Origin of the sequence: Xylophilus rhododendri, assembly GCF_009906855.1 — a bacterium.
Classification (GTDB): domain Bacteria; phylum Pseudomonadota; class Gammaproteobacteria; order Burkholderiales; family Burkholderiaceae_C; genus Xylophilus; species Xylophilus rhododendri.
In genome coordinates, this window is record NZ_CP047650.1 from 1,462,795 (window position 1) to 1,488,011 (window position 25,217).

Below are 25,217 nucleotides of genomic sequence, written 5' to 3' on the forward strand. Positions count from 1 at the left end.
ATGTCCGCCACCACCACCGAAGGGCGCCCGGCCCCGGCCGATGCTTCAGCCGCAGCGCCCCGCCAGGGCCCCCTGGCCAACATCCGCGTGCTCGACCTGACCCGCGTGCGCGCCGGCCCCACCGCCATCCGCCAGTTCGCCGACTGGGGCGCCGACGTGATCAAGATCGAGAGCCCGCAGTACATGGAGGTGAGCGACGGCTGGGGCGGCCTGCGCGACGGGCCCGACTTCCAGAACCTGCACCGCAACAAGCGCTCGCTGACCATCAACCTGAAGGATCCGCGTGGCCTGGCCATCTTCCGCCGGCTGGTCGAGCAGGCCGACGTGGTGGCCGAGAACTTCCGGCCGGACGTGAAGTTCCGCCTGGGCATCGACTACGAATCGCTGAAGGCGATCAACCCGCGCATCGTCTACGCCAGCATCTCCGGCTTCGGCCAGGACGGCCCCTATGCCAAGCGCCCGGGCTTCGACCACATCGTGCAGGGCATGGGCGGCATGATGTCGGTCAACGGCCATGCCGACAACGGCCCGACCCGCGCCGGCATCGCCGTGGCCGATGTGGCCGCCGGCCTCTTCTGCGCGCTGGCGGTGATGACCGCGCTGCTGGAGCGCGCCAGCTCCGGCCAGGGCCAGTGGGTGCAGGTGTCGCTGCTGCAGGCCATGATCTCGATGCTCGATTTCCAGGCCGCGCGCTGGCTGATGAACGGCGACATCCCGGTGCAAGCCGGCAACGACCATCCCACCTCGATCCCCACCGGCGTCTATCCCACGGCCGACGGCTGGATCAACATCGCCGCCGGCGAGCAGGCCATGTTCGCCCGCCTGGTCAAGGCCATGGGCTGCGAGGAGCTGATGGCGGTGCCGGAGTACTCGACCGAGGAAGGCCGCTCCGAACACCGCACGGCGCTCAACGCCGAGCTGTCGCGCCGCACCCGCGAACACGGCTCGGCCCACTGGCTGGAAGTGTTCGAACGCGGCAGCGTGGCCGCCGGCCCGATCAACCGGATGAACGAGGTCTTCGAGGACCCGCAGGTGCGGCACCTGCAGGTGGCCCAGACGCTGCAGCACCAGACCCTGGGCGCCATCCAGGTGGTGGGCCAGCCCTTCCAGCTCAGCCGCACGCCCTCGCAGATGCGCAGCGTGACGCCGCTGCGCGGCGAGCACACCGACGAGATCCTGGCCGAGGCGGGTTATTCGGAGCAGGACATCGCGGGCTTCTACGCCGACGGCGTGATCTGAGCCGATGCCGAGTCTGCGCGCCTAGTAGTGAGGCGGCAGCTCGTCCTGCGGATTGCGCGGCGCGCCGCCGCTGTCGGGCGACTGCTGCCGCAGCGACGCCACTTGCCGGATCAGGGCGTCGATCTGTTCCTGCTGCCGGTAGATCGTGAGGTTCAGCTCATCGAGCAGATCCTCGGTGTAGCTGAGCTTGATCTCGACTTCGTTGAGCCGCTGTTCGGTGTCCATGCGCGATTAGAGCATCCGCAACAGGCGGCCCCGCCCTCTTCTTACAGCGCCATGTCCCGCGCCGGAACACTCTTGTTGCCGGCCGGCTCGCCACGCACGGCGGGTTGCGGTGCGGGGCCCATGTCGATGGCCGGCGCCGGGGTCAGCTGCAGCACTTCGCCGGTGTAGGCCCACTCCTGGACCACCCGTGCGGCGCTGTCGTTGAGGTGGGTGCCGTAGCTGGGCACGATCTGGCGGATCTTCTGCTGCCACTCGGGCGTGGCGACCTTGTCCTTGAAGACCTTCTCCAGCACGCTCAGCATGATGGGCGCGGCGGTCGATGCGCCGGGCGATGCGCCGAGCAGGCCGGCGATGCTGTTGTCCTTCGACGCGACGATCTCGGTGCCCAGCTTGAGCACGCCGCCCTTTTCGGCGTCGCGCTTGATGATCTGCACCCGCTGGCCGGCCTGCCACAGGCGCCAGTCTTCCTTCTTCGCCTGCGGGAAGTACTGCTTCAGGGCATTGAAGCGGTCGTCGTCCGACATCATCAGCTGGCCGGCCAGGTACTGCACCAGGTCGAACTGGTCCACGCCCACCTTGGTCATCGGCCACACGTTGTGCGGCGTCGTGCTGGTCAGCAGGTCGAGGTAGGAGCCTTCCTTGAGGAACTTGGTCGAGAAGGTGGCGAAGGGGCCGAAAAGGATCACGCGCTTGCCGTCGAGCACCCGCGTGTCCAGGTGCGGCACCGACATCGGCGGCGCGCCGGTGGAGGCGATGCCGTAGGCCTTGGCCAGGTGCTGCTGGGCCACCGTAGGGTTCTCGGTGACGAGGAAGGAGCCGCCCACCGGGAAGGCCGCGTAGTCGCGCGCCTCGGGGATGCCCGACTTCTGCAGCAGGTGCAGCGCGCCGCCGCCGGCGCCGATGAAGACGAACTTGGCATCCGTATCGGTGCTCTCGCCGGTCTTCAGGTTCTTGTAGCTGACGCGCCAGCTGCCGTCGTTGTTGCGGTGGATGTCGCGCACCTCGCTGGAGAGCTTCATCGAGAAGTTGGGCCGCGACTGCAGGTGGGCCGCGAACTGGCGCGTGATCTCGCCGAAGTTCACATCGGTGCCGATGGGCGTCCAGGTGACGGCGAGCTTCTGCGCGGGGTCGCGGCCCTGCATCATCAGCGGCACCCATTTGGCGATCTGCGCCGGGTCTTCCGAATACTGCATGGGGCGGAACAGCGGGCTCGCCTGCAGGGCGTCGTAGCGCTTCTTCAGGAAGGCGATGTTCGAGTCGCCCCAGACGAAACTCATGTGCGGCGTGGAGTTGATGAAGGAGCGCGGGTTCTTCAGCACGCCGTTCTTCACCTGCCAGGACCAGAACTGGCGCGAGACCTGGAAGGCCTCGTTGATCTCGATGGCCTTGGCGATCTGCACCTTGCCGTTCTTGTCTTCCGGCGTGTAGTTCAGCTCGGCCAGGGCCGAATGGCCGGTGCCGGCGTTGTTCCAGCCGTTGGAGCTTTCCTCGGCGACCTGGTCCAGGCGCTCGACCAGTTCCATCGACCAGCCGGGTTCCAGCTCGCTCAGCCACACGCCCAGCGTGGTGCTCATGATGCCGCCGCCAATCAGCAGCACATCGACCTTGCGCGGCTCGGCCGCATGCGCCGGACCGAATGCCAGGGCCGCGGCCACACCCAGCGCCGCCGCCGGGAACACTCTTCTCTTCATCACCTGAGGAACTCCTGAATACGGGTAAACCCGCCTCCAGCGCCGCGGGAGGCGGCATTCTAGGCGGGTCCAAGTCCCTGTCCTCCGAGGGGGATTGCGCTATCCGGCCTGGGTGAGGGCGCGGGTGGTCAGGATCATCTTGCCGATCACCTCGCCGGCCTCCAGCGCGCGGTGGGCATCGGCGACCTGCTCCAGCGGCAGGGTCGCGCCGATCTGGGCCTGGAGCGCGCCGCTGGCCACCCAGGGCCAGACGCGGCGTTCGATCGCCTCGGCCAGCCGGCCTTTTTCCGCGACCGGGCGGCGGCGCAGCGAGGCGCCGGTCACCGAGATGCGTTTCTGGATCACCGGCAGCAGGTCCATCTGCACGGTGCGGCCGGCATCGCCCGCCAGGTAGCAGAGCCGGCCCTCGATGGCCAGCAGCTTCAGGTTGCGGGCTACATAAGGGGCGCCGACGATGTCAAGGATCACGTCCACGCCGCGGCTGCCCAGGCGCCCGGCCAGCACCTCGGCGAAGTCCTGCTCGTGGTAGTTCACCGCCAGCTCGGCGCCCAGCGCCACGCAGCGCGCGCATTTCTCCGCGCTGCCGGCGGTGGCGAAGACGCGGGCGCCGGCCAGCTTGGCCATCTGGATCGCCGTGGTGCCGATGCCGCTGGCGCCGCCGTGCACCAGCACCACCTCGCCGGGCTGCAGCCGAGCCTGTTCGAACAGGGCCATCCAGACGGTGAACACGGTCTCGGGCAAGCCGGCCGCTTCCACCCAGCCCAGGCCTTCGGGCAGCGGCAGGCACTGCACCTCGGGCACCACGCAGTACTCGGCATAAGCGCCGCCGATCAGCAGGGCGCAGACCCGGTCGCCGAGGGCGAACCTCGACGACCCGGCGCCGCGTGCAGCTACCTCGCCCGACACCTCCAGCCCCGGCACGATGGAAGCGCCCGCCGGCATGTCGTACACGCCCTCGCGCTGCTTCACATCGGCCCGGTTCACCCCGGCGGCGAAGACGCGGATCAGCAGCTCGCCCGGCCCGGGCACCGGCACCGGCCGCTCGACCAGCAGCAGGGCCTCGGCGGCGCCGGGCACCGGCACCTCCACACAGCGATGGGTGGACGGGATTTCCATGCGGGTAAACCTTGACGTGAGAATCGGAAAGCCCATAATAATTCCGAATCAAGGGAATGCATTTCCATTTTACGGGAATCCATGGGAATTTTGAACACCGCCACCGACGTGCTGCGCCTCTTCGCCCAGGGCCGGACCACGCTCGGCGTGGCCACGCTCACCGAGGCGCTGGACTGGCCGGCCAGCACCAGCTCCCGGGTGCTGGTGCAGATGGCCGAGGTCGGCTGGCTGGAGCGCGATGCCGTCACCCGCCAATACCGGCTGGGCCCGCTGGTGAGCGAACTGGCCGCCGCCCAGCGCCAGGGCGCCTCCACCCTGCAGGCGCAGGCGCACGACGCGCTGGTGGCGGTCTGCGCCCGCACCGGCCATGCGGCCCATCTCTCGGTGCTCGACGGCACGCATTCGGTGCTGGTGGAGCACTTCACCGGCTTCCAGCCGCTGCAGGTCATGTCGCCGGTGGGCTCGCGCCTGCCGGCCCATGTCACCGCCATGGGGCGGGTGCTGCTGTCGCGCCTGTCCGATGCCGAATTCGAGCTGCGCTACGCCGCCGCGCCTTGGCCCCTGAATCCGCCGGCCCCGCCCCGCTGCCCGCAGACGCTGGCCGAACTGCGCGCCCGCGTGGCCGAGGCCCGGCGCCAGCGCTTCGACGTGGCGGTGGACGAGGGCCTGCCCGGCATCGCCGCCGTCGCCACCACGCTCTTCGATCCGGTGGGCCGCAGCGTGATCGGCCTAGCCGTGTCCTTCGCCGCCCAGGTGGCCGCCACCGAAGTGGAACGGGTGCGGACCGACCTGCTGGCCACCGTCGCGCCCCTGGGCGAACGCCTGCAAGACCCCTGGTGGGCGCTCGCCGCACCGAACAAGGAAACCTGATGAAGAAACTGCTGCTGCTGAGCAACTCCACCGGCCCCACCGGCTATTTGGGCTATGCGCTAGACGCCATCGCCGAACATGCCAAGGGCGTGGAAGAGGCCGTGTTCGTGCCCTACGCCGGCATCACCCGCGGCTGGGACGAGTACGAAGCCCTGGTGGCCGGCGCCCTGGCCCCCATCGGCCTGCGTGTGAGCTCGCTGCACCGCAGCGCCGACCCGGCGCAGGCCGTCGATGCGGCGCAGATGGTGATCGTCGGCGGCGGCAACACCTTCGCCCTCACCCTGCACTGCCGGCGCCTGGGCCTGCTGCCGCGCATCCGCCGCCGCGTCGCCGCCGGCATGCCCTACCTGGGCTGGAGCGCCGGCGCCAACCTGGCCTGCCCCACCATCTGCACCACCAACGACATGCCGGTGGTCGACCCCATGGGCTTCGACGCACTCGACCTGATCCCCTTCCAGATCAACCCCCACTACACCAACGCCCTGCCCGAAGGCATACGCGGCGAGAGCCGCAACCAGCGCCTGGCCGAATTCACCCGGGCCAACCCGGCGATGCCGGTGCTGGGCCTGCCCGAAGGCAACTGGCTGCGCGTCAGCGGCGATGCCTTCGCGCTGGCCGGCGAAGCCCCCTCCTACTGGTTCAGCGAAGGCGCCGAGCCGCGTGCGCTGGTCGCCGGCCCCCTCACCCTGCCCGCCTGAACACAGGACCGATCACCATGGCATTGAAGCAAGTCCTGGAAGCCTTCGAGCTTCTCTCCAGCGCCCACATCGACGGCGAACAGGTCGCCGCGCTGCTGCGCTCGCGCGGCGTCGAAGACGTGACCGTCACCCGCGTGCAGGGCGAAACCACCGCCACCGACTTTCTCGCCTGTACCCTGCCCGGCCGCGACCCCACGCTGCCGGCGCTGGGCATCGTCGGCCGCCTGGGCGGGCTGGGCGCGCGGCCGGGCATGGTCGGGCTGGTGTCGGATGCCGACGGCGGCATCGTCGCTGTCGCTGCCGCGCTGAAGCTGGCCGACATGGCCGCCCAGGGCGACCTGCTGCCCGGCCCGATGCGCATCCATACCCATATCTGCCCCACGGCGGCCACCCGCCCCAATTCGCCGGTGCCGATGATGCGTTCGCCCCTGCCGGCCCGGCAGATGATGGCCCACGAGGTGCATCCCGAGATGGCCGCCATCCTGTGCGTGGACACCACCCGCGGCAACCGCCTGGTCAACCGCCGCGGCGTGGCGCTGACGCCGGTGGTGCGCCAGGGCTGGATCCTGCCCCTGCCCGACATGCTGCTGGACCTCATCGGCTGGGTCAGCGGCGAGCTGCCCGTGACCCTGCCCCTGACCATGCAGGACATCACGCCCCAGGAAAACGGCCTGACCCACATCAACTCCATCCTGCAGCCGGCCACCGCCAGCCCGGCCCCGGTGGTGGGCGTGGCGCTCACCGCGCAGACCACCGTGCCCGGCTGCGCCACCGGCGTGAGCAATGCCGGCGACATCGACGTGGCCACCCGTTTCTGCATCGAGGTGGCCAAGGCCTTCGGCGCCGGCCACTGCGCCTTCTACGACGCCGCCAACGCCGAGGCCCTGATCGCCCGCTACGGCCCCATGACCCATCTGCAGACCCTGGGAGCCACCCCATGAGCACGCCGCGCCCCACCCGCATCGGTTTCGCCACCATCGGCCAGAGCCCGCGCGACGACGCGGTACCCGCCATCGTCGCCGCCCTCGGCCGCCCGGTCGAGGTGGTGGAGGCCGGCGGCCTCGACGGCCTGGACGCCGCCGCCATCGCCGCCATGGCGCCACAGGCCGGCGAATACAGCTTCGCCACCCGCATGGCCGACGGCTCGCAGGTGGTGCTGGGCAAGCCGGCCGCCGAAGTGCGCCTGGCCAAGGTGATGGAGCACCTGGACGGCCAGCAGCTCGACATCGTCGTGGCCCTGTGCGCCGGCACCCAGATCCCGCCGCTGAAGAACGCCCTGCTGATCGAGCCGCAGCGCATCGTCGACGGCCTCACCGAAGCCATCGCCGCCAACGCCCGCCGCATCGGCATCGTGCTGCCGCTGGAGCGCCAGCTGGCCAGCTTCCACCTCGAAGCCGAGGTGGCGGCCGAAGTACAGCTCGCCCACGCCTCGCCCTACGAAGGCGACCGTTTCGCCGAGGCCGGCCGCGAGCTGGCCGGCTGCGACGTCATCGTGATGCACTGCATGGGCTACACCGAGGCCATGCGCGCCAAGGTGGCCACGGCCTCCGGCCGGCCGACGCTGGCCGCGCCCGCCCTGGTGGCCGGCGTGCTGCGCCAGCTCATCGACATGCCCGCCACGGCCTGAAGCGCCGCCACCCCAGATACCAACATCCAACAAGCACGCAGGCACGGCACAGGCCGGCACAAGCGGCGCGGAGACAGCGACAGCCTTCCACCCACCCAACCCATCAGGTACGCCATGTCTCACCCGATCGCTCCCCGCCGCCGCGCCATCGCCGCGCTGCTCTCCTGCCTGACGCTCGCCAGCGCCCCCGCCTTCGCGCAGCAGCCCTGGAAACCCACCAAGCCGATCCGCTTCATCGTCGGTTTCTCCGCCGGCGGCTCGGCCGACGCGCTGGCCCGCCTGCTGGCCATTCCCATGGCCGAGCGCCTGGGTGTGCCGGTGGTGGTGGAGAACATCGCCGGCGCCGGCGCCAACATCGCCATGGCCAACCTGGCGCACTCGGCGCCGGACGGCTACAGCATCGGCATGAGTTCGCCCGGCCCGCATGCGATCAACCCGGCCATCATGGGCAGCAAGCTGCCCTTCAAGGTGCCGCAGGACTTCACGCCGATCACCCTGCTGGTGACCCAGCCCAATGTGCTGATCGTCAACAAGGACGTGCCGGCCAACACCCCGGCCGAATTCGCCGCCTGGATGAAGGCCAGCAAGGTCGAGGTGCCCTTCGGCAGCGCCGGCATCGGCACCTCCAACCACCTGACCGGCGAACTCATCGGCCTGCGCCTGGGCGTGAAGACCACCCACATCGCCTACAAGGGCGCCTCGCAGGTGATCGCCGACCTGATGGGCGGCCACATCCCGATGACGGTGGATGCCATCACCACCTCGGCGCCGCTGGTGCGCGAAGGCAAGGTCAAGGCCATCGCGGTGACCACCGCCCAGCGCTCGCCCCTGCTGCCCAGCGTGCCCACGCTGTCCGAGACCATCCTGCCCGGCTTCGACCTGGCGTCCTGGCAGGGCCTGTTCGCGCCGCACGAGCTGCCCGCGCCCATCCTGGCCACGCTCTACGACGCCGCCACCTTCGCCCTCAACGACCCGCGGGTGAAGGCCCAGCTGGCCGAATACGGCTCGGTGCCCGGCGGCATGCCGCCGTCACAGTTCAGCAGCTTCCTGCTGGGCGAGCTGAAGAAGTGGGGCGACATCGTGAAGGCGGCCAAGGTCACGGTGGACTGATTCGCCACGGGCTGCACCGACATGCGCAGCCTCGAGAACAACGCGGATGATCCCCATGGAGCCCCTCAACGGCTTTAAGAGGCCTCAGGGGACCTCTAAACCGACACCGTTTCAGTTTCCCTCGCCGCAAGACACTGAACCTGACGGGCCGCCAGCTCTCGCCAGGCCGGTATAAAGCCGGGATGATCCTCCGCGCCGACCGCAAGCGGGCCGCCACCCTGCGCGACGTATCGCAGGCGGCCGGCGTGTCCACCGCCACCGTCTCCAAGTTCCTCAACGGCATCCAGCGTTTCACCGCCGAGGTGGAGGCGCGCATCGCGCAGGCGGTGGACGAGCTCGGCTATTCGCTCAACCCGATGGCGCGCGGCATGATCACCGGGCTGAGCGGCAATGTGGGCATCGTCGTGCTGGACATCCGCAATCCGCATTTCACCAGCCTGATCAAGGGCGCCTCGCGGGTCGCCTCCGGCGCCGGGCTGAACCTGATCATCGCGGACGCCGCCGAGAGCACCCTGCCCGAGCTGCGTGTGCTGCAGTCGCTGACGCGGCGGGTCGACGGCCTGATCGTCAGCGCGCGCCTGCCCGCGCCGGTGATCGACGCCCTGCTGGCCAGCGGCACGCCGGTGGTGTTCTACGGCCGGCCGTCCGCCTACGCGGGCAGCCACAGCGTGGGCTGCGACAACGTCGATGCCGGACTGCGGCTCGGCCGCCATCTGCGCGAACTCGGCCACCGGCGCATCTGCTACCTGGGCTTCTCCGGCGCGCGCTGGAGCCACGACCGCGCCCGGGGCCTGGCCCAGGCCTTCGAAGGCACCGACACCCGGCTGCGCATCGTCGATGCCGCCGCGCCATCCACCGAGGAGGCAGAACGCCTCGCCGCCACCCTGCTACAGTCGCCGCGGAAGGACGACGCAATCGTGGCCTACAACGACCTGATGGCCCTGGGCCTGCTGCTGCAGGCCAGGGCGCTGGGCGTGCGGGTGCCGCAGCAGCTGTCGGTGGCCGGTTTCGACAACATCGCCTACGGCCGCCTGGCCAGCCCCGCGCTGACCAGCGTGGACATGATGGGCGAGGCCACCGGCGAGCTGGCCATGCGCAGGCTGATCGGCGTGATCGAGGGCCGGGCCGCGGACATGGGAGACGGGCCGCTGGCCAGCCAGGTGGTGGCCAGGGAGTCCACCGCGCCGCGCCGCTCAGGGTAAACGCCGGGCCTTCCGGTGCGCATGGCGCCTCGTATCTGGGGTACAAAAACAGCCCCGGGTTAAACGCTTACCTTCCATGCCTGTTTCCACGAATTTCGGCGCGAGCGCGGCCGAGCTGATCCTCGACGCGCGCAACGGCACGGGGGAGAGCCCGGTCTGGCATGTCGGGGAGCAGGCGCTGTACTGGGTCGACATTCCGGGCCGTGCCATCCATCGCTGGTCCGCCGGCCAGGGCCACGCCCGCTGGGGCACCGAGGAAATGCCGGCCTGCATCGCCGCCACGGCCAGCCCGGGCCGCTGGATCGCCGGCATGGAAAGCGGCCTCTTCGAGCTGACCCTGGGCCAGGCCCCGCAGGCGGCCGCGACACCCCTGGCGGCCGTCACCCACGCCGCGCCGGCCATGCGCTTCAACGACGGCCGCTGCGACCGCCAGGGCCGCTTCTGGGCCGGCACCATGTGCCAGGACATGGCAGCGGCCCTGCCCGCAGGCGCCTGCTACCGCTATGCCGCGGGCGATGCCGCGCCGGCCCTGCGGCTCGACGGCTTCATCGTGCCCAACGGCCTGGCCTTCAGCCCGGACGGCCGCACCATGTACCTGTCGGACTCGCATCCGCGGGTGCAGTCGGTCTGGGCCTTCGACTACGACACCGACAGCGGCACGCCCTCGCGGCGCCGCCTGTTCGTCGACATGCACGCCCTGCCCGGCCGCCCCGACGGCGCCGCCATGGATGTGGACGGCTGCTACTGGATCTGCGGCAACGACGCCGGCCTGGTGCACCGCTTCACGCCCGACGGCCGGCTGGACCGCTCGCTCGCGCTGCCGGTGAAGAAGCCCGCCATGTGCGCCTTCGGCGGCGCGGGCCTGGACACCCTCTTCGTCACCTCGATCCGGCCGGCCGGCGATCTGTCGGAGCAGCCGCTGGCCGGCGGCGTCTTCGCCCTGCGCCCCGGCGTGCAGGGCCTGCCGGAGCCGGCCTTCGGCGCCTGAGCCTTTCTTCACCCCCGCCAAAAAGAGAAAGAGACAAGCCATGAAACCCCATCCCACCCTGCTGGCGGCCGCCCTGGCCGCCCTGCTGGCCGCACCGCTGGGTGCCGCGGCCACCGAATTCCGCTCGGCCGACATCCATCCGGACGGCTATCCCACCGTCGAAGCGGTGAAGTTCATGGGCGAGCGGCTCAAGGCCCTGTCCGGCGGCAAACACACGGTGAAGGTCTACAACAACAGCGTGCTCGGCGGCGAGAAGGACACCATCGAGCAGACCAAGCTCGGCGCGCTGGCGATGGTGCGGGTGAACGTCGGCGCGATGAACAACATCTGCCCCGAGACGCTGGTGCCCACCATGCCCTTTCTCTTCCGCTCGGTGGACCATCTGCACAAGGTGCTCGACGGCCCGGTCGGCGAGGAGATCCTGAAGGCCTGCGAGAAGGAGGGCCTGGTCGGCCTGGCCTTCTACGACAGCGGATCGCGCTCGGTCTTCACCGCCCGGCGGCCGGTGCGCACCCTGGCCGACATGAAGGGCCTGAAGGTGCGGGTGCAGCAATCCGACCTGTGGGTGAGCACCATGGAGGCCATGGGCGCCAATGCCACGCCGATGCCGCAGGGCGAGGTCTACACCGGCCTGAAGACCCGGCTGATCGACGCCGCCGAGAACAACTACCCCACCTACGAAAGCTCGCACGCCTTCGAGGTGGCCAGGTATTACAGCCGCACCGAACACTCGATGGCGCCGGAGATCCTGCTTTTTTCCAAGCGCGCCTGGGACCGCCTGTCGGCCGAGGAACAGAAGCAGGTGCGCCAGGCCGCCAGGGAGTCGGTGCCCTACATGCGCAAGCTCTGGGCCGAGCGCGAGATCAAGTCCTATGAGATCGCCAAGGCCGGCGGCGCCGAGTTCATCGACGTGGACAAGAAGCCCTTCCAGGCGGCCATGCAACCTGTCTACGACAAGTTCATCACCGACGCCAGGCTCAAGGACCTGGTCCGGCGCGCGCAGGAAACACCCTGAGCGCGCCGGGCCAGCCTCAGTAGCCCACCGCCATGCCGTCGCGCCGCTGGTCGGAGCCTGCCACGTAGGCGGGCGCGGCGGGGTCGCAGCCGTCGATGCGGCGGATCAGCTGGGCGCTGCCGAAATCCAGGCTGTCGGCACCCGCCACCTGCGGATCGTGGCCGAGCTGGCGCAGGCCTTCGACCACCTCGGCCGGCATGGCCCGCTCCAGCGTGACGGCGCCGCTGTCGTCGATGCGCCAGCGCGGCGCGTCGCTGCAGGCCTGCGGGTTCAGGTCTTCCACCGACTCGCGCAGCGTCATCTGCAGATGGCCCTGGGCCTGCATGTTGCCGCCCATCACGCCGAAGGCCATGTGCGGCTGGCCGCCCCGCATCATGAAGGCCGGGATGATGCTGTGCATCGGCCGCTTGCCGCCCGCCACCTGGTTGGGATGGCCCGGCGTGGTGACGAAACCCATGCCCCGGTTGTGCAGCGCGATGCCGGTGCCCGGCACCACCACGCCCGAGCCGAAGCCCTTGAAGTTGGACTGGATGAAGCTGACCATGCGGCCCTGCGCATCGGCCGCGCACAGGTAGACGGTGCCGCCGCTGGGCGGCTGGCCGGGCTGGTACTGGCCGGCACGGTCGGCGCGAATGCCCTGCGCCCGTTCGCGCAGATAGGCCGGGTCCAGCAGCTGGGCCGGTTGCAGCCGCATGTGGGCCGGGTCGGCCACATGGGCGTACAGGTCGGAGAAGGCCATGCGCATGGCCTCGATCTCCAGGTGCACCCGCTCGGCCGAGCCGGCACGGGTCTCGCGGTAGGGCAGGTGCTCCAGCAGGCCCAGCGCGATCAGCGCCGCCAGGCCCTGGCCGTTGGGCGGAATCTCGTGCACCGTGCGGTCGCCGAAAGCGGTGGAGATCGGCTGCACCCAGTCCGTGCGGTGGGCCGCCAGGTCGGCCATGGAAAGCGCCGCGCCATGCTCGGCCGCGAAGCCGGTGATGGCCTGCGCCAGCCGACCGCCGTAGAAGGACTGGGTGCGGCTGCGGGCGATGTCTTCCAGGGTGTCGGCCTGATCGGGAAAGCGCCAGATCTCGCCGGCCGTCGGCGCACGGCCCTTGGGCATGAAGGCGTCGAAACCGGGCTTGCCGCCCAGGTCCACCACCGCCTGCGCCCACTGGCGTGCGATCACCGGGCTGACCGGAAAGCCGTCGCGTGCATGGCGGATGGCATGGGCGAACAGGTCCTCGAAAGGCAGCGCGCCAAAGCGCTCCGACAGCGCCAGCCAGGCGGCCACGCCGCCGGGCACGGTGACCGTGTCCCAGCCGTTGCGCGGCATCTGGTGCAGGTGGGCGAAACGCTCCGGCGTCCAGGCCGCGGGTGCGCGGCCGGAGGCGTTGAGGCCGTGCAGTGCATCGCCGTCCCAGACCAGCGCGAAGGCATCGCCGCCGATGCCGTTCATGGTGGGCTCGACGACGGTGAGGGTGATGGCCGCGGCCAGCGCCGCATCGATCGCATTGCCGCCGCGGGCGAAGGCGGCGGCGCCGGCCTGCGCGGCCAGCGGCTGCGAGCAGGACACCACATTGCGTGCCAGCACCGGCTGGCGGCCGGCGGGATAAGGGAGATTCCACTGCATCGAAGAAACCGTTCCTGTGGGGATCAGATGGAGACGTTGGCGGCCTTGATCACCTTGCCCCAACGCGCGTAGTCCTGGGTGGCCACGCTGGCCAGGCGGGCGGCGTCGCCGGGGGTGACGACAAAGCCCTTCTGCACCAGGCTGTCAATTGTGGCCGGTTCCTGCAGCACCTCGATGGCGGCCTTGGCCAGCACCGCGACCGCATCCGGCGGCGTGCCCTTGGGGCATACAGGCCGAACCAGTTGTCGATGTCGTAACCAGCGATGCCGCTCTGGCTCACCGTGGGCAGGTCCGGCACCGCCGGCACCGGCCGCGAGGCGGCCACCGCCAGGGCACGCACCTTGCCGGCCTTCACCAGCGGCGTGGCGGCGGCCACGCTGTCGAACATGAAGGACACCGCGCCGCTGATCAGGTCCGGATAGGCCAGCGAACTGCCCTTGTAGGCCACGTGCGTGGCCTTCAGGCCGGTCTGCTGCAGCAGCAGCTCGGACTCCAGGTGCGACAGCGTGCCCACGCCCTGCGAGGCGAAGTTGAGGTCGCCGTTCCTGGCCTTGGCCCAGGCCAGGAACTCGGCCATGTTCTTCGCCGGCACCTCGCTGTTGACGATCAGCATGTGCGGCGCGGTGGCCAGCAGCGCGATCGGCACGAAGTCGCGCGCCAGGTCGGACTTGGGGCTGGCATAGAGATAGCTGGCGATGGCCTGGCTGGTCACGCCGCTCAGCAGCAGGTTGTAGCCATCGGCCGGCAGGCGCGCGGCGATGTCCATGCCCAGCGTGCTGCCGGCGCCGGGGCGGTTGTCCACCACCACCGACTGGCCCAGCCGGTCGGCCATCTTCTGGCCGAGAAGGCGAGCCAGGATGTCGGTGGCGCCGGCCGGCGGATAGCCGATCACGATCTTCACCGTGTGGGCGGGATAGCCCTGTGCGAAGGCCGGAATTGCGGTGCTGGCGAGTAGCGGCGCGGCCAGGCCGGCCAGGGCCTGGCGGCGGTTCAAGAAGGTGGCGATGCGGGCGGAGGTGGGCATGGGCGGTCGGTGGCGCGAAGGCCTGCGGTGGAGTGGGATGACCACGTCCGGGACGCAAGAAGCAAGCCATCAGGCCCGCGGCGAGGTCGGGCCGTGCCGGTTGTCCTGCGGGCGAACCACGAGTCATTTACCTGGGCACCCATGAAAAAATCGCATCGGCTTTACTGCCTGTCCAACACCACTACAACAGAGACGATCACGCCATGGCTCTCAAGAAACTCCTCCTGTCCGCAGCGGCCGCCGCCCTTTTCGCCGGCTGCGCCGCCCAGCCGGGCCTGCCCGGTCCGGGCACCCAGGCCGAGGTGGCCGCGGCCGCCGAGAAGCTGCGTGTGGCCATGGTCGACCCGACCGGCCCGGCCCTGTCGGAGCTGGTCGCCGACGACCTCAGCTACGGCCACTCCGGCGGCAAGGTGGACACCAAGGCGAGCTACATCGCCGACCTGCTCAGCGGCGCCTCCGACTTCCTCAACATCACCATCAGCGAGCAGACCGTGAAGGTGGTCGATGCCAACACCGCCATCGTGCGTCACACCCTCACCGGCGACACCATCGATGGCGGCAAGCCGGGCAAGGTCGCGCTCAAGGTGCTGGGCGTGTGGCAGCGGCAAAACGGGCAGTGGAAGCTGCTGGCGCGGCAGGCCGTGCGCGTCTGAGCAGAGCGCAGGGCGGGGGCAATACGCGGCGGCAAGACACCGTCGCGCCCTCTGCCTAGACTGGCGGCATTCCCACTCCGAGGCTTTTGCCATGGCCGACAAGATCCCCGCAAGCGCCCTGCAGCTCCATTCGCTGGTCAAGCCTGATGGCGAGCTGGAAGTCAGGCTCGCCGAGTTGCCGGTGCCCTCGCCCCGCGACCATGAGGTGCTGGTGCGTGTGCAGGCCGCGCCGCTCAATCCCTCGGACCTGGGCCTGCTCTTCGGCGCGGCCGACCTGGGCACCGCCCGCTACGGCGGCACCGCCGACCGGCCGGTGCTGAACGCACAGGTGCCCGAAACCGCCATGAAATCCATGCAGGGACGCCTGGGCCAGTCGCTGCCGGTGGGCAACGAAGGCGCGGGGCTGGTGGTGCGGGCGGGCGCCTCCGCGGCGGCGCAGGCCCTGCTCGGCAAGACCGTCGCCCTGCTGGGCGGCGCCATGTATGCCCAGTACCGCTGCGTGGCGGCCGAAACCTGCCTGGTGCTGCCCGAAGGGGCGAGCGCGGCCGACGGCGCCTCGGCCTTCGTCAACCCGCTCACCGCGCTCGCCATGGTGGAGAACATGCGGCGCGACGGCCACCGGGCGCTGGTGCATACGGCGGCGGCGTCCAACCTCGGCCAGATGCTGCACCGCATCTGCCGCCAGGACGGCGTCGCGCTGGTGAACATCGTGCGCAGGCCCGAGCAGGCCGCGCTGCTGCGTGGGCTGGGCGCGCAATACGTCTGCGACATGAGCGCGCCGGATTTCGAGTCGGCGCTGACAGACGCCCTGGCCGCCACCGGCGCCACCATCGCCTTCGACGCCACCGGCGGCGGCCGGCTGGCCGGCCGCATCCTGGGCTGCATGGAGGCCGCGCTGTCGAGGACGGCCGTCGAATACAGCCGATACGGCTCGACCACCCACAAGCAGGTCTTTCTGTACGGCCGGCTCGATGCGGCGCCCATCGAGTTCGCCAACACCTTCGGCATGGCCTGGGACATCGGCGGCTGGCTGGTCTTTCCCTATCTGCAGAAGATCGGCGCGGAGGCCACGCAGGCCCTCAAGCAGCGTGTCGCGGCCGAACTGAAGACCACCTTCGCCAGCCATTACGCGGCGGAGATATCGCTGGCCGACATGCTGCGGCCCGATGCGGTGGCGGCCTATGCCGCCCGCACCACAGGCAACAAATACCTGGTGAATCCGGACCGGGGCATGGCCCGGTCCTGAGGGCTTCTAGCCGGCCAGCCCCACGTACATGTTCTGCACATCGTCGTGGGCATCGATGGCGGCCAGGAAGGCTTCCACCTCCTCCAGCTCCGCGGCGCTCAGGCTCGCCGGATCGATCGGGTTCTTCGGCTTGTAGCCCAGCTTGGCCGACAGCACGGTGAAGCCCTGGGCCGGCAGCGCGCGGCTGACCAGGTCGAGGTCGGTCGCATCGGTGATGAAGAGGGTGCTGGCGGCATCGCCGTCCTCCTCGGCCTCGCGCTGCTCGAAGTCCTGCGCGCCCGCCTCGATGGCGGCCAGCTCGGGGTCGGCGTCAGGGGTGGCCGGCTCGGCCACGATCATGCCGACATGGTCGAAGTCCCAGGAGACCGAACCCGCCGTGCCCAGCTGGCCCTTGCGGAACAGCACCCGCATCTCCGGAGCGGTGCGGTTGAGGTTGTCGGTCAGGCATTCGACCAGCACGGCCACGCGGTGCGGCGCGAAGCCCTCGTACATCACGTGTTCGAAGTGGACCGCCTCGCCGGTCAGGCCGGCGCCTTTCTTGATGGCGCGCTCCAGCGTCTCCTTGGGCATGGAGACCTTGCGGGCCTGCTCCAGCACCAGGCGCAGCCGCGAGTTGCCGGCCGGGTCGGCGCCGGCACGCGCGGCCACCATGATTTCCTTGGCCAGCTTGCCGAAGATGCGGCCCTTGGCATCGGCGACCAGCGCCTTGCCCTTCGATTTCCATTGCGCGCCCATGTGCGGAGTTTCCTTGTTTCGATTCGGCTCGGACCGGGGATTTTCCACGCATTCAGGCGACCCGCCCCTTCCTTCGATGCGCTAACGCAATCGCCCCGGCCGAGGAACGATGGAAAACCCGTGTGTGCCGATGCGCCACAAGGCCGATGGAGCGCGACCGCTTCGGTTTCAATCGGAAACATCACTGGAGCGCGCATGAAGCTGAACCGTTTGCGAGTAGGGACCCGTCTGGCCGCGAGCTTCGCGATCGTCCTGTTGTTGCTGGCCCTGATCCTGCTGGTGGGCATCTGGCGGCTCGACGGCACCGCCGCCGACGTCAAGGCCATGATGGCCACGCCCCTGGCCAAGGAGCGCCTGCTGTCCGAACAGCTGCGCAACGTCGCCATCGGCGTGACCCGCGGCAAGGCGATCGCCAAGAGTTCCGACCCCAGCCTGGAGGCGTTGTTCACCGACGAAGTGAAGGCCTCGACCGCACGCGGCAACGAGATCCTGAAGCTGCTGGCCGACATGCCGCCCTCGCCCGGCGAGAAGGAACTGCTCGACAAGTTCGCCGCCTCGCGGGTGGGCTACATCCGCTCGCGCGACGCGATGATGGCCGCCAAGCGTGCCGGCAACGCCGCCGAGGCCGACCGCATCTACGAAAGCGATTTCGCGGTGGCCGCGCCCGCCTACGTGGCGGCGCTCAAGGCCATGCTGGACTACCAGAGCCGCAACATCGACGGCATGAACCAGGCCATCGCCGACAAGTCCGCCAGCGGCAAGACCGGCCTGCTGCTGCTGGGCGGCCTCGCCCTGCTGCTGGGCGCCTGGCTGGCCTGGCTGCTCACCCGATCCATCACCCGGCCGCTGGCCGAGGCGGTGACGGCCGCCAATGCCTTCGCCGATGGCGACCTGACCTCGCCGATGCAGGTCGAGGGCCGGGACGAACCCGCCCTGCTGCTGCACGCCATGGAACGCATGCGCGGCAACCTGTCGGACGTGGTGGCCAACGTGCGCCGCGGCTCGGAAGGCGTGGCCACCGCCAGCGCCGAGATCGCCCACGGCAACAACGATCTCTCGGCCCGCACCGAGCAGCAGGCCAGCGCCCTGGAGCAGACGGCGGCCAGCATGGAAGAGCTGGGCGCCACCGTCAAACAGAACGCCGAGAGCGCCCGCCAGGCCAACCAGCTGGCGATGGACGCCTCCACCGTGGCCGTGCAGGGCGGCGAGGTGGTCGGCCAGGTGGTGGAGACCATGCGGGGCATCAACGAATCGAGCCGCCGCATCTCCGACATCATCGCCGTCATCGACGGCATCGCCTTCCAGACCAACATCCTGGCGCTGAACGCCGCGGTGGAAGCCGCCCGCGCCGGCGAGCAGGGCCGCGGCTTCGCGGTGGTGGCCTCCGAAGTTCGCTCGCTGGCCGGGCGCAGCGCGGAGGCGTCCAAGGAGATCAAGAACCTGATCAGCGCCAGCGTGGAGCGGGTGGGCAAGGGCTCGGCGCTGGTCGACCAGGCCGGCCAGACCATGACCGAGGTGGTCAGCGCCATCCGCAACGTCACCTCGATCATGAACGAGATCTCCTCGGCGAGCAGCGAGCAGAGCGACGGCGTGGCGCAAGTGGGCGAGGCGGTCGTGCAGATGGACCAGGTCACGCAGCAGAACGCGGCGCTCGTGGAAGAGATGGCGGCCGCCGCGTCCAGCCTGCGCTCGCAGGCCCAGGAACTGGTGAAGGTGGTGGGCGTGTTCCGGATCGACGGGACGCAGGGCATCGCCGGGCATCCGGCCCTGATGATCGCCTGAGGGGTCTCTGCCGCCCCCGGCCGCCCCGGGCAGGGCGGCCATGCAATATTTGCGCGCGTCGAACGTCTTCATTGCATGAGCCCGACGCCACGCGCCCTCCATGACTGAGCAGAACAGCGACATCGCCGCGGTATTCCTGCGCGAGCGCTCCCGGCTGGGCAACTTCATCCTGCGCGAGGTGGCGGACCCGTCCGCCGCCGAGGACATCCTGCAGGACGTGTTCCACGAGTTCGTGCAGGCCTGGCGGCTGACCACGACCATCGAACAGGCCGGGGCCTGGCTGTTCCGGGTGGCGCGCAACCGCATCGTCGACCGCTTCCGCAAGAAGAAGGAACTGCCGCTGGAGCAGGACGGCGAGGACGCCGACGACACGCTGCGGCTCGACCTGGCCCTGCCCTCCCAGGAGGCGGGGCCGGAGGCCCAGTACACCCGCTCGGTGCTGCTGCAGGCCCTGCAGCAGGCGCTGGAGGAACTGTCCACCCCGCAGCGGGAAGTCTTCCTGGCGCACGAGCTCGAAGGCCGCAGCTTCAAGGAGATGGCCGCCGACAGCGGCCTGCCGGTGAACACCCTGCTGGCGCGCAAGCGCCAGGCGGTGCTGCACCTGCGCGCCCGGCTGCAATCCGTTTACGACGAACTGGAAAACTGAAAAGGAAAAACCATGCGATCCAAGAAAAGATTCCTGGGCAAGGCCGTGCTGGCCGTGGCGGCCGTCGCCGTGTTGGGCGGCGTGGTGATGCTGCTGTGGAACGCGGTGGCGCCCGCGCTCTTCAGCAGCGCCCATCCCATCGATTACCTGCATGCGCTAGGCTTGCTGCTTCTCTGCCGCATCCTGTTCGGCGGTTTTCGTGGCGGCTGCGGCTGGCGCGGCGGCCGGATGCGCGAGTGGCAATGGGAGAAGTGGCAGGCCATGACCCCCGAGGAACGCGAGAGTTTCCTGCAGCGCCGCGGCCCCTTCGGCCGCCCGCCGCGAGAGCGCTCATGAACACACCGACAACCGCAGGGCCGAGTGCGCCCTCCTCCATGACCACCGCCGTCGCCCCCACCACCCCGTTTTCCCGCTACCAGAAGCTGGCCGTCGGCATGCTGGCCTTCCTGCAGTTCGCGATCATCCTGGACTTCATGATCATGGCGCCGCTGGGCGCGCTGATCATGCCCGGGCTGCAGATCAGCCCCAGCCAGTTCGGGCTGGTGGTGTCGGCCTATGCCTTCAGCGCCTGCGTCTCGGGCCTGCTGACCGCATCGTTCGCCGACCGCTTCGACCGCAAGAAGCTGCTGCTCTTCTTCTACAGCGGCTTCGTGCTGGGCACCGTCTGGTGCGGCCTGGCGCAGAGCTTCGAGAGCCTGCTGCTGGCGCGCATCGTCACCGGCCTGTTCGGCGGCGTGATCGGCTCGGTGGTGCTGGCCATCGCCACCGACCTCTTCGCCCCGCAGCAGCGCGGCCGGGTGATGGGTTTCATCCAGACCGCCTTCGCCGCCAGCCAGGTGCTGGGCCTGCCCGCGGGCCTGTACCTGTCCAACCGCTGGGACTGGCATGCGCCCTTCCTGGCCATGGCGGCGCTGGGCCTGGCCGGCGGCCTGGTGGTGGCCTGGCGCATGCAGCCGGTGGCCGAACACCTGAAGCTGCCGCAGGAGCACAGCCCGTGGATGCATCTGTGGCACACGGTGACCGAGCGGCGCTACCTGCTCTCCTTCGCCACCACCGCGCTGATCACCACCGGCGGCTTCATGCTGATGCCCTTTTCCAGCGCCTTCCTGGTGAGCAACCTCGGCATCCCGCTGGCCCAGCTGCCCACCGTCTACCTGGTCACCGGCCTGTGCACCATCGTCGTCGGCCCGCTGATCGGCAAGGCGGTCGATGCCTTCGGGCAGCTGCGGGTGTTCCTGTTCGGCACCGGCATGTCCATCGTGATGGTGCTGGTCTACACCCACATGGGGCCGGTGCCGCTGCCGGTGGTGGTGCTGGTCAACGCGCTGATGTTCGTCGGCATCTTCTCGCGCCTGATCCCCTTCCAGGCCCTGGCCTCGACCATCCCGAAGCCGCAACAGCGCGGCGCCTTCAATGCCATCGGCGCTTCGGTCCAGCAGCTGGCAGGCGGCATCGCCTCGGTGGTGGCGGGCCATATCGTGAGCTTCGGGCCGGATGGGCGGCTGCGGCATTTCGAGGTGGCGGGTTATGTGGTGGTGGCCACCTCGCTGGCGGCGGCGGGGCTGCTGTTCGCGCTGGTGGCGATGCGCAAGCGGGCCAGCCAGGGCCAGTGATCGGCGCGATCGCCGGCCCGGGTGAACGCCGGGCTCAGGCCCCGAACGCCCCGTCGATGGTGTGCATCGCCCCCGTCACGAAACCCGCCTCCGGCCCCGCCAGCCAGGCAACCATCGCCGCCACTTCCTCGGGCCGGCCATGGCGCTTGATGGCCATGAAGCTGTGCATCAGGTCCTTCATCGGACCGTCTTGCGGATTGGCATCCGTGTCGATAGGACCGGGCTGCACGATGTTGATGGTGATGCCGCGCGGACCGAAATCGCGCGCCAGGCCACGCGCCATGCCCTGCAGCGCCGACTTGCTCAGCGCATAGGAAGCCATGCCGGGCACCGGCATGCGGTCGCCGTTGACCGAGCCGATCACGATGATGCGGCCGCCCTCGGGCATGCGGCGCGCGGCCTCCACCGAGGCGTGGTAGGGCGACTGCACGTTGATGCGGAACAGGCGGTCGATGGCATCCGGGTCCTGCTCCAGCGCGTCGCCGAAGATGGCGATGCCGGCGTTCACCACCAGCACGTCGAGCGGACCGCTATCCTTCACCCGGGCGATGACCGCGTCGCGGTCGGAGCTGTCGGTCTGATGCGCGGTGGTGCCGGTTTCCTTCCCAGGACCTGGGCCGCATCCGGTGAGCCGGAATAGGTGAAGCTCACCTTGGCGCCGTCCGACACGAAGCGCCGGACAATCGCGGCACCGATGCCCCGGCTGCCGCCGAGCACCAGAACCGACTTACCTTCGAACACTGACATGGTCACTCCTTGGGAGTAATGTAGTGCATGATACATAATGCACCGTGCTCGCCGTCAAGAATTTTGTAATCATGACTACAGAAATTTCCCGCACCCGTGGCCGGCCGCGCCGCTTCGATCCCGACGAAGCGGTGGCCACTGCCCAGCGGCTGTTCCATGAAAGGGGCTACGACGCCCTGAGCGTGGCCGACCTGACCAAGGCCCTGGGCATCAATCCGCCCAGCTTCTATGCGGCCTTCGGCAGCAAGGCCGGGCTGTACGCCCGCATCCTCGACCGCTATGCCGTCAACGGCGCGGTACCCCTGGCGCAGATCCTGCGAGCCGACCGGCCCATGGCGGAGTCGCTGGCCGAGGTGCTGGAACAGGCTGCGCGTGCCTATGCCGCCGACCCGACGGCCTCCGGCTGCATGGTGCTGGAGGGCACACGCAGCCACGACACCGAGGCACGTCAGGCGGCCTGCGTCTTCCACAACGCGGCCCAGGACGTGATCCGCGGCTTCATCGCCGAGCGCCGTCCCGAGGATGCCGACCGGCTGGCCGACTTCGTCTGCACCACCATGGCCGGGATGTCGGCCAGCGCCCGCCACGGGCAGGGACTGGACCGCCTGCTAGCCACGGCGCGGCTGGCCGGGCTGGCGCTGACGCAGGCCGCGCCCGGCTGATTCCGCCCGCTCAGCCGGCCACAGCCTCGGGCAGCGGCGGCGCCCGATACACCAGCACTTTCAGCGACCGTTCCTCCGACACATCCGCAAACGTGGCCGGATTGGCCAGCCGCTCCACAAAAACCAGCTCCGGCGCCAGCGCTTGCATCTGGTCCTGCAGGAACGCCGGCCCCAGCTCCGGCGCGTTGAGGCACAGCAGCACATGGCCGTCCGGCGCCAGCAGCTCGGGCAGGCGGCGGATGAGGCGCGCATAGTCCTTGGTCGCCACGAAGCTGCCCTTCTGGTAGCTCGGCGGATCGACGATCACCAGCCCGTAGGGCCCGCCGCGCGTGACCTTGCCCCAGGAGCTGAACAGGTCGTGCGGCAGGAAGCTGACATTGCCCGCCAGCTCGTTGGCGCGGTGGTTCTGCTGGCCGATGGCCAGCGCGCCCTTGCTCATGTCCAGGTTGGTCACATGCCGCGCCCCCGCCTTCAGGGCGACGACCGAGAAGGCGCAGGTGTAGGCGAACAGGTTCAGCACCCGCACCCGGTCGTGCGGCGCAGTGCGGGCTGCCACGTGATCGTGCACCCAGCGCCGGCCCTCGGCCATGTCGAGGAAGAGGCCGTGGTTCTGGCCGCTGCCCAGGTGCACTCGGTAGCGCAGGCCGTCTTCTTCCACCCAATGCGGATCGGGCACGGCGCCGGCCATGGTGCGGGTGCTGCTCTGGCCTTCATGGCGGCACTGGAACACCCAATTCAGCGGCTGCTCCGGCGCCAGCTGCGCCCAGCGGGCTTCCAGGGCGCTGCCGATGGCGGCCAGTTCCTCGTCGGCCAGCGGCTGGAAGCTGGTCAGCAGCCAGACCGGCGCGAAGAAGTCCAGCGAGAGATGGACGCAGCCGGGGTGGAGGCCGCCGCGGCCATGGAAGATGCGCCGGGCGTCGGTGGGCAGGGCCATCGTGGCGATGGCGTGGAGCAAGGGCTGCATTCGGGCGGGTCGAGGGATCGGACAGGGGATGCGATTCTGGCCCATCGGCCGATGGAGACCACGACGCGGACGGCTTCTGCAACATCATTTCCATCATTATCGAAATATCGTAGGATCGCCCCATGGATGAATCCGACGTCGTCACCGCCCTGGCCGCCCTGGCCCACCCCGTGCGCCTGCAGATCTTTCGCGCCCTGGTCGTGGTGGGCGAAGCCGGCCTCACGCCCGGGGTGATGGGCGAGGCACTGCAGATGCCCAATGCCACGCTGTCCTTCCACCTGAAGGAACTCACCCGCTCCGGGCTGGTCACGCAGGAGCGCGCCAGCCGCAACCTGGTCTACCGGGCCGCCTACGAGCGCATGAACGCCGTGCTGGGCTTCCTGACCGCCAACTGCTGCGCCGGCCAGGCCTGCGCGGTGACGGCGCCGCCCTGCCCGTGCTGAGCCCCTTCGCGACCGCCGCAAGCGTCTTCCTCGCCACGCTGCTGCTGGTGATATGGCAGCCGCGCGGGCTGGGCATCGGCTGGAGTGCCTCGGCCGGCGCGCTGGCGGCGCTGGCGCTGGGCGTGGTGCAGCTGGCCGACATCCCGGTGGTCTGGGCCATCGTGTGGAATGCCACCGCGAGCTTCGTGGCGGTCATCGTCATCAGCCTGCTGCTCGACGAGGCGGGCTTCTTCGAATGGGCGGCGCTGCATGTGGCACGCTGGGGCGGCGGCGGCGGACGGCGGCTGTTCTCGCTGCTGGTGCTGCTGGGCGCCTGCGTCTCGGCGCTGTTCGCCAACGATGGCGCCGCGCTGATCCTCACACCCATCGTGATGGCCATGCTGGCGGCGCTGGGCTTCTCGACAGCGGCCACGCTGGCCTTCGTCATGGCGGCCGGCTTCATCGCCGACACGGCCAGCCTGCCGCTGGTGGTGTCCAACCTGGTCAACATCGTCTCGGCGGATTTCTTCGGCCTGGGTTTTGACGCCTATGCCTCGGTGATGCTGCCGGTGGACCTGGTGGCCGTCGCCGCCAGCCTGGCGGTGCTGCTGCTGTTCTTCCGCCGCGACATTCCCCGCGCCTACGACCTGGCCCGGCTGCGGCCGCCGCACACCGCCATCCGCGATGCACGCACCTTCCGCGCCGGCTGGCTGGTGCTGGTCCTGCTGCTGCTCGGCTTCTTTGGCCTGGAGCCGCTGGGTGTACCAGTGAGCGCGGTGGCGGCGGCCTGCGCGGCTGTGTTGCTGCTGGTGGCCGCGAGGGGCGAGGTCATCGCCGTGCGCCGGCTGCTGCGCCATGCGCCCTGGCAGATCGTGGTGTTTTCGCTGGGCATGTACCTGGTGGTCTACGGGCTGCGCAACACGGGCCTGACCGGCCAGCTGGCCGGGCTGCTCGACGCCTTCGCGCATGGCGGCGTGTGGGGCGCCGCGCTGGGCACGGGCTTCGTCTCGGCGGCGCTGTCCTCGGTGATGAACAACATGCCGACGGTGCTGGTGGGCGCGCTGGCCATCGACCAGTCCGCGGCCTCGGGGCTGGTGAAGGAAGCCATGGTCTACGCCAACATCATCGGCTGCGACCTGGGCCCCAAGATCACGCCCATCGGCAGCCTGGCCACCCTGCTGTGGCTGCATGTGCTGGCAGGCAAGGGCACCACCATCGCCTGGGGCTACTATCTTCGGACGGGCCTGGTCCTCACCCTCCCCGTGCTCGCGGCCACCCTGGCCGCGCTCGCCCTGCGCCTGAACCTGGCGCAGGCCCTCTTCCCCTAGGA

27 protein-coding genes are annotated in these 25,217 nt (G+C 69.8%); 18 read left to right on the forward strand and 9 right to left on the reverse strand.

The genetic code is table 11. From position 1 onward, the window contains the following. Positions 1–1,239, forward strand: coding sequence for a CaiB/BaiF CoA transferase family protein (locus GT347_RS06600; protein ID WP_160551208.1), 1,239 nt, complete (start codon positions 1–3; stop codon positions 1,237–1,239). Positions 1,240–1,260: 21 nt separating this feature from the next. Here GT347_RS06600 and GT347_RS06605 read toward each other — a convergent pair whose 3' ends face one another. From GT347_RS06605 to GT347_RS06615, 3 genes are all read right to left on the reverse strand, one after another. Then, a complete protein-coding gene (locus GT347_RS06605; protein ID WP_160551209.1) occupies positions 1,261–1,464 on the reverse strand; it encodes a SlyX family protein in 204 nt (67 codons plus the stop codon). 41 nt (positions 1,465–1,505) lie between these two features. Next, entirely contained in the window at positions 1,506–3,155 is a 1,650-nt protein-coding gene (mqo, locus tag GT347_RS06610) for a malate dehydrogenase (quinone) (RefSeq protein ID WP_160551210.1), read from the reverse strand. Between the two features lie 99 nt (positions 3,156–3,254). Beyond that, positions 3,255–4,271, reverse strand: coding sequence for an NAD(P)H-quinone oxidoreductase (locus tag GT347_RS06615; RefSeq protein WP_160551211.1), 1,017 nt, complete (start codon positions 4,269–4,271; stop codon positions 3,255–3,257). An 81-nt stretch (positions 4,272–4,352) separates the two neighbouring features. Between GT347_RS06615 and GT347_RS06620 the strand changes: the two genes are divergently transcribed. From GT347_RS06620 to GT347_RS06655, 8 genes are all read left to right on the forward strand, one after another. Next, positions 4,353–5,141 carry an IclR family transcriptional regulator gene (locus GT347_RS06620; RefSeq protein WP_160551212.1) on the forward strand — a complete coding sequence of 263 codons (789 nt, stop codon included), beginning with the start codon at positions 4,353–4,355 and terminating at the stop codon, positions 5,139–5,141. After that, positions 5,141–5,839: a dipeptidase PepE gene (pepE, locus tag GT347_RS06625; protein WP_160551213.1), complete on the forward strand. Its 699-nt coding sequence runs from the start codon at positions 5,141–5,143 to the stop codon at positions 5,837–5,839. Before GT347_RS06620 ends, pepE begins: the two co-directional genes overlap by 1 nt. A gap of 17 nt (positions 5,840–5,856) precedes the next feature. Next, complete coding sequence (locus GT347_RS06630) at positions 5,857–6,780, forward strand: DUF1177 domain-containing protein (protein WP_160551214.1); 924 nt, start codon at positions 5,857–5,859, stop codon at positions 6,778–6,780. Further along, entirely contained in the window at positions 6,777–7,466 is a 690-nt protein-coding gene (locus GT347_RS06635; RefSeq protein ID WP_160551215.1) for an AroM family protein, read from the forward strand. Before GT347_RS06630 ends, GT347_RS06635 begins: the two co-directional genes overlap by 4 nt. A 114-nt stretch (positions 7,467–7,580) precedes the next feature. Further along, a complete protein-coding gene (locus GT347_RS06640) occupies positions 7,581–8,576 on the forward strand; it encodes a Bug family tripartite tricarboxylate transporter substrate binding protein (RefSeq protein ID WP_160551216.1) in 996 nt (331 codons plus the stop codon). 182 nt (positions 8,577–8,758) lie between these two features. Continuing rightward, entirely contained in the window at positions 8,759–9,778 is a 1,020-nt protein-coding gene (locus GT347_RS06645) for a LacI family DNA-binding transcriptional regulator (RefSeq protein WP_160551217.1), read from the forward strand. A gap of 76 nt (positions 9,779–9,854) precedes the next feature. Then, positions 9,855–10,766: an SMP-30/gluconolactonase/LRE family protein gene (locus tag GT347_RS06650; protein ID WP_160551218.1), complete on the forward strand. Its 912-nt coding sequence runs from the start codon at positions 9,855–9,857 to the stop codon at positions 10,764–10,766. Positions 10,767–10,806: 40 nt separating this feature from the next. Further along, positions 10,807–11,781 (forward strand): TRAP transporter substrate-binding protein, encoded by a 975-nt coding sequence (locus tag GT347_RS06655; RefSeq protein WP_160551219.1) that lies wholly within the window; start codon positions 10,807–10,809, stop codon positions 11,779–11,781. A 16-nt stretch (positions 11,782–11,797) separates the two neighbouring features. Here GT347_RS06655 and GT347_RS06660 read toward each other — a convergent pair whose 3' ends face one another. Together GT347_RS06660 and GT347_RS27430 are read right to left on the reverse strand one after the other, a co-directional pair. Further along, the gene (locus GT347_RS06660) at positions 11,798–13,393 is read right to left on the reverse strand and encodes a gamma-glutamyltransferase family protein (protein WP_160551220.1); all 1,596 of its coding nucleotides are present in this window, start codon (positions 13,391–13,393) and stop codon (positions 11,798–11,800) included. A gap of 49 nt (positions 13,394–13,442) precedes the next feature. After that, positions 13,443–14,417 (reverse strand): Bug family tripartite tricarboxylate transporter substrate binding protein, encoded by a 975-nt coding sequence (locus GT347_RS27430; RefSeq protein WP_229722752.1) that lies wholly within the window; start codon positions 14,415–14,417, stop codon positions 13,443–13,445. Positions 14,418–14,620: 203 nt separating this feature from the next. Between GT347_RS27430 and GT347_RS06670 the strand changes: the two genes are divergently transcribed. Further along, positions 14,621–15,070, forward strand: coding sequence for a nuclear transport factor 2 family protein (locus tag GT347_RS06670; protein ID WP_160551222.1), 450 nt, complete (start codon positions 14,621–14,623; stop codon positions 15,068–15,070). A gap of 91 nt (positions 15,071–15,161) precedes the next feature. After that, positions 15,162–16,316 (forward strand): zinc-binding dehydrogenase, encoded by a 1,155-nt coding sequence (locus tag GT347_RS06675; protein WP_160551223.1) that lies wholly within the window; start codon positions 15,162–15,164, stop codon positions 16,314–16,316. Between the two features lie 6 nt (positions 16,317–16,322). Here the strand turns inward: GT347_RS06675 and GT347_RS06680 are convergent, their stop codons facing one another. Then, entirely contained in the window at positions 16,323–17,051 is a 729-nt protein-coding gene (locus GT347_RS06680) for a YebC/PmpR family DNA-binding transcriptional regulator (protein WP_160551224.1), read from the reverse strand. Between the two features lie 195 nt (positions 17,052–17,246). On the opposite strand from GT347_RS06680, the gene GT347_RS06685 reads away from it, so the two are divergent. The 4 genes from GT347_RS06685 (at position 17,247) to GT347_RS06700 (ending at position 21,092) form a co-directional block, all read left to right on the forward strand. Beyond that, positions 17,247–18,833, forward strand: a complete 1,587-nt coding sequence (locus GT347_RS06685; protein ID WP_160551225.1) for a methyl-accepting chemotaxis protein — start codon at positions 17,247–17,249, stop codon at positions 18,831–18,833. A 100-nt stretch (positions 18,834–18,933) separates the two neighbouring features. Then, positions 18,934–19,479 carry an RNA polymerase sigma factor gene (locus tag GT347_RS06690; protein WP_160551226.1) on the forward strand — a complete coding sequence of 182 codons (546 nt, stop codon included), beginning with the start codon at positions 18,934–18,936 and terminating at the stop codon, positions 19,477–19,479. 12 nt (positions 19,480–19,491) lie between these two features. Beyond that, positions 19,492–19,815 carry a hypothetical protein gene (locus tag GT347_RS06695; RefSeq protein WP_160551227.1) on the forward strand — a complete coding sequence of 108 codons (324 nt, stop codon included), beginning with the start codon at positions 19,492–19,494 and terminating at the stop codon, positions 19,813–19,815. A gap of 38 nt (positions 19,816–19,853) precedes the next feature. Beyond that, positions 19,854–21,092, forward strand: a complete 1,239-nt coding sequence (locus GT347_RS06700) for an MFS transporter (protein WP_160555245.1) — start codon at positions 19,854–19,856, stop codon at positions 21,090–21,092. A gap of 34 nt (positions 21,093–21,126) precedes the next feature. Here the strand turns inward: GT347_RS06700 and bdcA are convergent, their stop codons facing one another. Beyond that, positions 21,127–21,642 (reverse strand): SDR family oxidoreductase, encoded by a 516-nt coding sequence (bdcA, locus tag GT347_RS06705; protein WP_326830405.1) that lies wholly within the window; start codon positions 21,640–21,642, stop codon positions 21,127–21,129. After that, positions 21,630–21,839 (reverse strand): SDR family NAD(P)-dependent oxidoreductase, encoded by a 210-nt coding sequence (locus GT347_RS27920; RefSeq protein WP_326830387.1) that lies wholly within the window; start codon positions 21,837–21,839, stop codon positions 21,630–21,632. The genes bdcA and GT347_RS27920 overlap by 13 nt, the downstream gene beginning before the upstream one ends. A 71-nt stretch (positions 21,840–21,910) precedes the next feature. Between GT347_RS27920 and GT347_RS06710 the strand changes: the two genes are divergently transcribed. After that, positions 21,911–22,501 (forward strand): TetR/AcrR family transcriptional regulator, encoded by a 591-nt coding sequence (locus tag GT347_RS06710; RefSeq protein WP_160551228.1) that lies wholly within the window; start codon positions 21,911–21,913, stop codon positions 22,499–22,501. A 10-nt stretch (positions 22,502–22,511) separates the two neighbouring features. On the opposite strand, the gene GT347_RS06715 is transcribed toward GT347_RS06710, so the two are convergent. Further along, a complete protein-coding gene (locus GT347_RS06715) occupies positions 22,512–23,465 on the reverse strand; it encodes a class I SAM-dependent methyltransferase (RefSeq protein ID WP_160551229.1) in 954 nt (317 codons plus the stop codon). 122 nt (positions 23,466–23,587) lie between these two features. Between GT347_RS06715 and GT347_RS06720 the strand changes: the two genes are divergently transcribed. Together GT347_RS06720 and GT347_RS06725 are read left to right on the forward strand one after the other, a co-directional pair. Beyond that, positions 23,588–23,908, forward strand: a complete 321-nt coding sequence (locus GT347_RS06720; protein WP_160551230.1) for an ArsR/SmtB family transcription factor — start codon at positions 23,588–23,590, stop codon at positions 23,906–23,908. Continuing rightward, on the forward strand, positions 23,905–25,215 hold the full coding sequence (locus GT347_RS06725) for an arsenic transporter (protein ID WP_160555246.1): 1,311 nt from the start codon (positions 23,905–23,907) through the stop codon (positions 25,213–25,215). Before GT347_RS06720 ends, GT347_RS06725 begins: the two co-directional genes overlap by 4 nt. Positions 25,216–25,217 lie beyond the last annotated feature (2 nt).

Bases quoted from the DNA above. Each gene is read 5' to 3' on its own strand.
- GT347_RS06600 (WP_160551208.1), top strand. From the start codon at position 1: ATGTCCGCCACCACCACCGAAGGGCGCCCGGCCCCGGCCGATGCTTCA.
- GT347_RS06605 (WP_160551209.1), bottom strand. From the start codon at position 1,464: ATGGACACCGAACAGCGGCTCAACGAAGTCGAGATCAAGCTCAGCTAC.
- mqo (WP_160551210.1), bottom strand. From the start codon at position 3,155: ATGAAGAGAAGAGTGTTCCCGGCGGCGGCGCTGGGTGTGGCCGCGGCC.
- GT347_RS06615 (WP_160551211.1), bottom strand. From the start codon at position 4,271: ATGGAAATCCCGTCCACCCATCGCTGTGTGGAGGTGCCGGTGCCCGGC.
- GT347_RS06620 (WP_160551212.1), top strand. From the start codon at position 4,353: ATGGGAATTTTGAACACCGCCACCGACGTGCTGCGCCTCTTCGCCCAG.
- pepE (WP_160551213.1), top strand. From the start codon at position 5,141: ATGAAGAAACTGCTGCTGCTGAGCAACTCCACCGGCCCCACCGGCTAT.
- GT347_RS06630 (WP_160551214.1), top strand. From the start codon at position 5,857: ATGGCATTGAAGCAAGTCCTGGAAGCCTTCGAGCTTCTCTCCAGCGCC.
- GT347_RS06635 (WP_160551215.1), top strand. From the start codon at position 6,777: ATGAGCACGCCGCGCCCCACCCGCATCGGTTTCGCCACCATCGGCCAG.
- GT347_RS06640 (WP_160551216.1), top strand. From the start codon at position 7,581: ATGTCTCACCCGATCGCTCCCCGCCGCCGCGCCATCGCCGCGCTGCTC.
- GT347_RS06645 (WP_160551217.1), top strand. From the start codon at position 8,759: ATGATCCTCCGCGCCGACCGCAAGCGGGCCGCCACCCTGCGCGACGTA.
- GT347_RS06650 (WP_160551218.1), top strand. From the start codon at position 9,855: ATGCCTGTTTCCACGAATTTCGGCGCGAGCGCGGCCGAGCTGATCCTC.
- GT347_RS06655 (WP_160551219.1), top strand. From the start codon at position 10,807: ATGAAACCCCATCCCACCCTGCTGGCGGCCGCCCTGGCCGCCCTGCTG.
- GT347_RS06660 (WP_160551220.1), bottom strand. From the start codon at position 13,393: ATGCAGTGGAATCTCCCTTATCCCGCCGGCCGCCAGCCGGTGCTGGCA.
- GT347_RS27430 (WP_229722752.1), bottom strand. From the start codon at position 14,417: ATGCCCACCTCCGCCCGCATCGCCACCTTCTTGAACCGCCGCCAGGCC.
- GT347_RS06670 (WP_160551222.1), top strand. From the start codon at position 14,621: ATGGCTCTCAAGAAACTCCTCCTGTCCGCAGCGGCCGCCGCCCTTTTC.
- GT347_RS06675 (WP_160551223.1), top strand. From the start codon at position 15,162: ATGGCCGACAAGATCCCCGCAAGCGCCCTGCAGCTCCATTCGCTGGTC.
- GT347_RS06680 (WP_160551224.1), bottom strand. From the start codon at position 17,051: ATGGGCGCGCAATGGAAATCGAAGGGCAAGGCGCTGGTCGCCGATGCC.
- GT347_RS06685 (WP_160551225.1), top strand. From the start codon at position 17,247: ATGAAGCTGAACCGTTTGCGAGTAGGGACCCGTCTGGCCGCGAGCTTC.
- GT347_RS06690 (WP_160551226.1), top strand. From the start codon at position 18,934: ATGACTGAGCAGAACAGCGACATCGCCGCGGTATTCCTGCGCGAGCGC.
- GT347_RS06695 (WP_160551227.1), top strand. From the start codon at position 19,492: ATGCGATCCAAGAAAAGATTCCTGGGCAAGGCCGTGCTGGCCGTGGCG.
- GT347_RS06700 (WP_160555245.1), top strand. From the start codon at position 19,854: ATGACCACCGCCGTCGCCCCCACCACCCCGTTTTCCCGCTACCAGAAG.
- GT347_RS27920 (WP_326830387.1), bottom strand. From the start codon at position 21,839: ATGTCAGTGTTCGAAGGTAAGTCGGTTCTGGTGCTCGGCGGCAGCCGG.
- GT347_RS06710 (WP_160551228.1), top strand. From the start codon at position 21,911: ATGACTACAGAAATTTCCCGCACCCGTGGCCGGCCGCGCCGCTTCGAT.
- GT347_RS06715 (WP_160551229.1), bottom strand. From the start codon at position 23,465: ATGCAGCCCTTGCTCCACGCCATCGCCACGATGGCCCTGCCCACCGAC.
- GT347_RS06720 (WP_160551230.1), top strand. From the start codon at position 23,588: ATGGATGAATCCGACGTCGTCACCGCCCTGGCCGCCCTGGCCCACCCC.